Annotated in this window: 7 protein-coding genes and 1 pseudogene; 7 read left to right on the top strand and 1 reads right to left on the bottom strand. The window is 65.1% G+C overall.

Features of this window, described 5'->3' with window-relative positions:
- The 7 genes and pseudogenes from WAN02_RS12310 to WAN02_RS12280 form a co-directional block, all read left to right on the top strand.
- Positions 1–246, top strand: a pseudogene (locus WAN02_RS12310) (acetyl-CoA C-acetyltransferase); the annotation flags it as partial.
- A gap of 11 nt (positions 247–257) precedes the next feature.
- Positions 258–1,406 (top strand): acyl-CoA dehydrogenase family protein, encoded by a 1,149-nt coding sequence (locus tag WAN02_RS12305; RefSeq protein WP_422264449.1) that lies wholly within the window; start codon positions 258–260, stop codon positions 1,404–1,406.
- Positions 1,407–1,496: 90 nt separating this feature from the next.
- Complete coding sequence (locus tag WAN02_RS12300; RefSeq protein WP_422264448.1) at positions 1,497–2,102, top strand: TetR/AcrR family transcriptional regulator; 606 nt, start codon at positions 1,497–1,499, stop codon at positions 2,100–2,102.
- Positions 2,099–2,605, top strand: a complete 507-nt coding sequence (locus WAN02_RS12295) for a hypothetical protein (RefSeq protein ID WP_422264447.1) — start codon at positions 2,099–2,101, stop codon at positions 2,603–2,605. Before WAN02_RS12300 ends, WAN02_RS12295 begins: the two co-directional genes overlap by 4 nt.
- Before the next feature lie 114 nt (positions 2,606–2,719).
- The gene (locus WAN02_RS12290) at positions 2,720–4,003 is read left to right on the top strand and encodes a cytochrome P450 (RefSeq protein WP_422264446.1); all 1,284 of its coding nucleotides are present in this window, start codon (positions 2,720–2,722) and stop codon (positions 4,001–4,003) included.
- Positions 4,000–4,188 (top strand): ferredoxin, encoded by a 189-nt coding sequence (locus WAN02_RS12285; RefSeq protein ID WP_422264445.1) that lies wholly within the window; start codon positions 4,000–4,002, stop codon positions 4,186–4,188. Before WAN02_RS12290 ends, WAN02_RS12285 begins: the two co-directional genes overlap by 4 nt.
- 18 nt (positions 4,189–4,206) lie before the next feature.
- Complete coding sequence (locus WAN02_RS12280) at positions 4,207–4,494, top strand: DUF1330 domain-containing protein (RefSeq protein ID WP_422264444.1); 288 nt, start codon at positions 4,207–4,209, stop codon at positions 4,492–4,494.
- A 16-nt stretch (positions 4,495–4,510) separates the two neighbouring features.
- On the opposite strand, the gene WAN02_RS12275 is transcribed toward WAN02_RS12280, so the two are convergent.
- Positions 4,511–4,885: hypothetical protein (locus tag WAN02_RS12275; protein WP_422264443.1), on the bottom strand; the 375-nt coding region annotated here is incomplete at its 5' end.

Here is a 4,885-nt window from a genome sequence, read left to right as displayed (position 1 = left end):
TTCGAGGTCAACGAGGCCTTCGCCCCGGTGCCGCTGGCCTGGCTCGACGAGACCGGCGCCGACCCGAATCTGCTCAATCCGCTGGGCGGAGCGATCGCGCTCGGCCACCCGCTGGGCGCATCAGGCGCCGTGCTGATGACTCGTCTGGCATATCACATGCGCGACAACGGAATTCGCTTCGGACTGCAGACCATGTGCGAAGGCGGCGGCACCGCCAACGCTACGCTCGTCGAACTTGTTGCCTGACAGGGGAATTCATGCGCCGGGACCTCTTCACCGAAGACCACGAAGCATTCCGCGAGCTGGCCCGCGATTTCGTCGAGAAGGAGGTGGTAGCTGCCTACCCCGAGTGGGAGAAGGGTGGGCGGATGCCACGCGACGTCTTCAAGAAGATGGGTGCGCTCGGGATGCTCGGGATGGCGATCCCCGAGGAGTACGGCGGTGCAGGCATGCCCGACTACCGATACAACGTCGTGCTGCAAGAGGAGGCCGCCCGGGCGCTGGTGACGCTGTCCACGGTGCGCACCCAACTCGAAGTGATCCTGCCGTACTTCTTGCACTATGCGAACGCAGAACAGCGCAAGCGCTGGTTTCCCGGCCTGGCCGACGGCACGCTGCTCACCGCCGTCGCGATGACCGAACCGGGAACCGGATCGGACCTCGCGGGTATGCGTACCACGGCTGTTCGGGACGGCGACCATTGGATCGTCAACGGCGCCAAGACATTCATCACCGGCGGCATGCAGGCCGACCTTGTGATCGTGGTCGCGCGCACGTCCACCGACCCGGATAACCGGCGCAAGGGCTTGACGCTGCTCGTCGTCGAGGACGGGATGGAGGGCTTCGCCCGCGGCCGCGAACTGGAAAAGATGGGCTGCAAGGTCCAGGACACCGCCGAGCTGTCGTTCGTCGACGTCCGTGTCCCTGTCGGGAATGTCCTGGGCGAGGAGGGCGAGGCGTTCGGCTACCTCGGCCACAACCTGCCGCAGGAGCGTCTGACCGTGGCGGTTGGCTCGGTGGTGCAGGCGCGCTCGGCGATCGCGGCGGCGATCGAGTACACCAAGGACCGCAAGGCGTTCGGCCAACCGGTCGCGTCGTTCCAGAACACCAAGTTCGAACTGGCGGCGTGCTCCACGGAGGTCGAGGCCGGCCAGGCGATGCTGGACCGGGCGATCGCACTGCACGTCGAAGGGGAGTTGTCCGCCGCCGACGCGGCGCGGGTGAAGTTGTTCTGCACCGAGATGCAGGCCCGAGTAGTGGATAAATGCCTGCAACTCTTCGGTGGCTACGGCTACATGATGGAGTATCCGATCGCCCGGCTGTACACCGATGCGCGAGTGGCGCGCATCTATGCGGGTACCAGCGAAGTGATGAAGGTGATCATCGCCAAGTCGCTCGGTCTATAACGGAAGCAAAAAACTTCGGTTGAGACCCTTGTCATACTCGGCCAACCTACCTACTGTGTGTTCAGTTAGTTGGTTGGACGAAGGAGTCCGGTGCCCCAGACAAGGCCGTACGACTCGCTGCGGGCCAAGGGCGAGGATCGCAAACAACGGATCCTGGCCGTGGCGCAGCGGTTGCTGACCCGCAACGGGTGGCGCAATACGACGCTGGCCCAGATTGCCGGTGAGGCAGGTGTCAGTCCAGCCGGCCTGCTGCACCACTTCGAATCCAAAGAACAGCTGCTGCATGCGGTTCTCGACGCCCGTGACGCGGACGACGACGCGCACGCCGACCGGGCGGGCGACCTGATCGACGAGATCGCCGCGGTGGCCGACCGGTTTTACCGGTCGCCCGAATTGGTGGGCACCTACAGCGTGCTGCTGGCCGAGAACGTCGATCCCGACGCCCCGCTACACGACCGCCTCGCCGCGCGGTACCGAGGCGCGATCGACATCATCACCGCGCTCATTCGTCGGGGTCAGGAAGCGGGCCAGTTCCGCCTGGATATGGATGTGACCGTCAAGGCAGTGCAAATCCTTGCCTTCATCACCGGAATGGAGACGACATGGTTGATCAATCCTTCGATACCGCTGAGCGAGGTCTTCAAGGAGTACTCGGAGTCGTTGGCCCGGGACATGGCACCGCCGAGCCCGGCGTGAGATACCGGCTCGACGTCGTCGCCGCGGATGTCGCCGACGTGGTGAGGTTCGCCGGCGGCTGGCTGTTCGACCGGGCGATGGCCGGTTGGGATGTGACGGTTCTGCTCGCCGACCATCGCGATGACCGGCCGCTGCGGATTCTCGGTGCCCAGATCGTCGATCTCGAATACGCACTGGCGACGGTCGGGCACCGGCCGTCGCCGCAGACCCTGGCGGCCGCGGCCGACCTGTTCGACTGCGATTCACGTGTGCGCGACGGCGTCCTGCAGGCGCTCGATCAGGGCGCCACCGAAGTCACGCTGTGGGGACAGACTTGGCCGGCCGAGCTGGACGACAGCGTCGGGCTGGTCGAGCACCGGCTCAGCGCGGCGGCCCGGGCATTCAAAGCGCAGGCCCTTGCGGCGGTCGCAATCCGCGCGGATTCGATCGGGCCGATCGAGACATTCCGCAGCCGGGTGATGTCCAGTCGATCGGTCGAGGCCGATCTGATTCCGGCCGTCTAGGCCGGCCGCACGTCCTATTTCCGCAGCGCGTTGACGCCGCGGCATGCTCTATGGAAATCTAATACTCATCTCTGAGAGGCACATTCTCACTGATTGAGATCGGAACGGTGTGAGATGGTGAACGACCCCGCTGAGCTGGACTTCTTCCGTGGCAAGGATCTCATCGCGGATCCCTACCCGTACTACGAGTCGCTGCGGCAGCAATGCCCGGTGGCCAAGGAGAAGCACCACGACGTCACGATGGTGACCGGCTGGGAAGAGGCCTGCGCCGTGCTCAACGACGCCGAGACATGGTCCTCCTGCAACTCGGTGACCGGACCGTTCCCCGGCTTTCCGGTATCCCTCGAAGGTCGGGGAGACAGCGACATCACCGAGCTGATCGAGCAGCACCGCGACGACCTGCCGTTCAGCGACCAGTTGCCCACGCTCGATCCACCGACCCACACCAACCACCGCTCCTTGCTGATGCGGCTGATCACCCCCAAGCGCCTCAAGGAGAACGAGGACGCCATGTGGGAGCTCGCCGACCAGGCGCTCGACGATTTCCTCGCGCCGGGACACGGCGAGTTCATCAAAGGCTTCGCCAGCCCGTTCACGCTCCTGGTCATCGCTGACCTGCTCGGCGTGCCGATGGAGGACCGCGACAAGTTCGTCAGGGGCATCCGCGATCACTCGGGTGGCGGTGTCGGCGGCACCGGCAAGGAATCGCTGGCCCACAGCCCGCTGGAATTCCTCTACGGACTTTTCTCCGATTATGTCGTCGACCGTCGCGCCAACCCTCGCGATGATGTGCTGACCGGCCTCGCCACCGCCACCTTCCCGGACGGTTCGACACCCGAAGTCGGAGACGTCGCCCGCGTTGCGGCCAACGTCTTTTCGGCGGGTCAGGAAACCACTGTGCGGCTGCTCGGCGCGTCGCTGCAGACGCTGGGGGAGCGGCCGGACATCCAGGCGCAGTTACGTAAGGACCGCAGCCTGCTCCCCAACTTCATCGAGGAGTCGCTGCGCCACGAGAGCCCGGTGAAGGGGGACTTCCGGTTGAACCGGAAGCCGGTCAACATCGGCGGGGTCGACCTGCCGGCGGGCACCACCGTGATGGTGGTGCAGGCCGCCGCCAATCGCGATCCGCGCCGATTCGATGACCCCGCTACCTTCGATCCGGCCAGAAAGAATGCCCGCCAACACATCTCGTTCGGTCGCGGTATCCACAGCTGCCCTGGTGCCCCGCTGGCGCGCGCCGAGACGCGGGTGGCTCTCGAACGACTGCTGGACCGAACGTCGGATGTCCGGATCAGCGAGCAGCATCACGGCCCGGCCAATGACCGTCGTTACCAATATGTTCCGACGTACATCCTGCGCGGCCTGACCGAGCTGCACCTGGAGTTCACGCCGGCATGAAAGTCTGGGTAGACGACCAGCGTTGTCGCGGCCACGGCATGTGCCTCACGCTCTGCCCGGACGTGTTCAGCCTGACCGACGATGGATACGCGGTGTCGATCGATTCAGAGGTGCCGGCGGAATTGGAGTCGGCCACCCAAGAGGCCATCCAATGCTGTCCCGAACAGGCCATCAGCGAGAAGTAGCAAGGAGTTTCGTCAACTATGCCCAAGGGATATGTCATCCTCACCGAGGCCATCAAGGACCCGGAAGGCATGAAGGCCTATGGCCGGGCGGCCGGCGCGGCGATGGGCGGAGTCAACATCCTTGCGGTGGACACCGAGGCCAGGGTCATCGAAGGCACCTGGCATGGCGATCAGACCGTCGTGCTGGAATTCGAGTCGGTGGACGCCGCGCGCGCCTGGTATGAGTCCGACGCCTACCAAGCAGCGGCGAAACTGCGTCAGGCCGCTGCCGACTGTAACGCGGTGATCATTGCCGGGTTCGCCTGAGCCACAATCGGTTAGGTCAGTGCACCCCGATCTCGTCGCAGATCGGCCCGACGATGAAAAGGCCCCCACGAGGAGTGCAGAAGGGGCGTGGCGGTGCCGGTGGCGGCGGAGGCGGCGGCGTGAATACCGGGGCCGGAACGTCGGCCAGCACGAAGCTGCCGTTGGTGGTTCCCCCGAAAGGTACGTTGCCCTGGCCCATCGGAACGATGTACCAGGTGTGGCACACACCCATGTCCCATCCAATGCCGCGGTACGGCAATCCCTGTCCGGGACACCAGGAATGAGGCTGGGGAGAGAACGTGTCCGCCTGGGCGAGCCCAGTAGCGAGTCCCGCGCCTGTGACAGCGATGCTGCCGGCGAGCAACGCCCCGACGATTGCTTTCTTCATGGC

Source organism: Mycobacterium sp. (genome assembly GCF_049281135.1).
GTDB lineage: Bacteria > Actinomycetota > Actinomycetes > Mycobacteriales > Mycobacteriaceae > Mycobacterium.
Note: the sequence above shows the minus strand (reverse complement) of the source record. Positions and strands in the feature narration are given on the sequence as shown.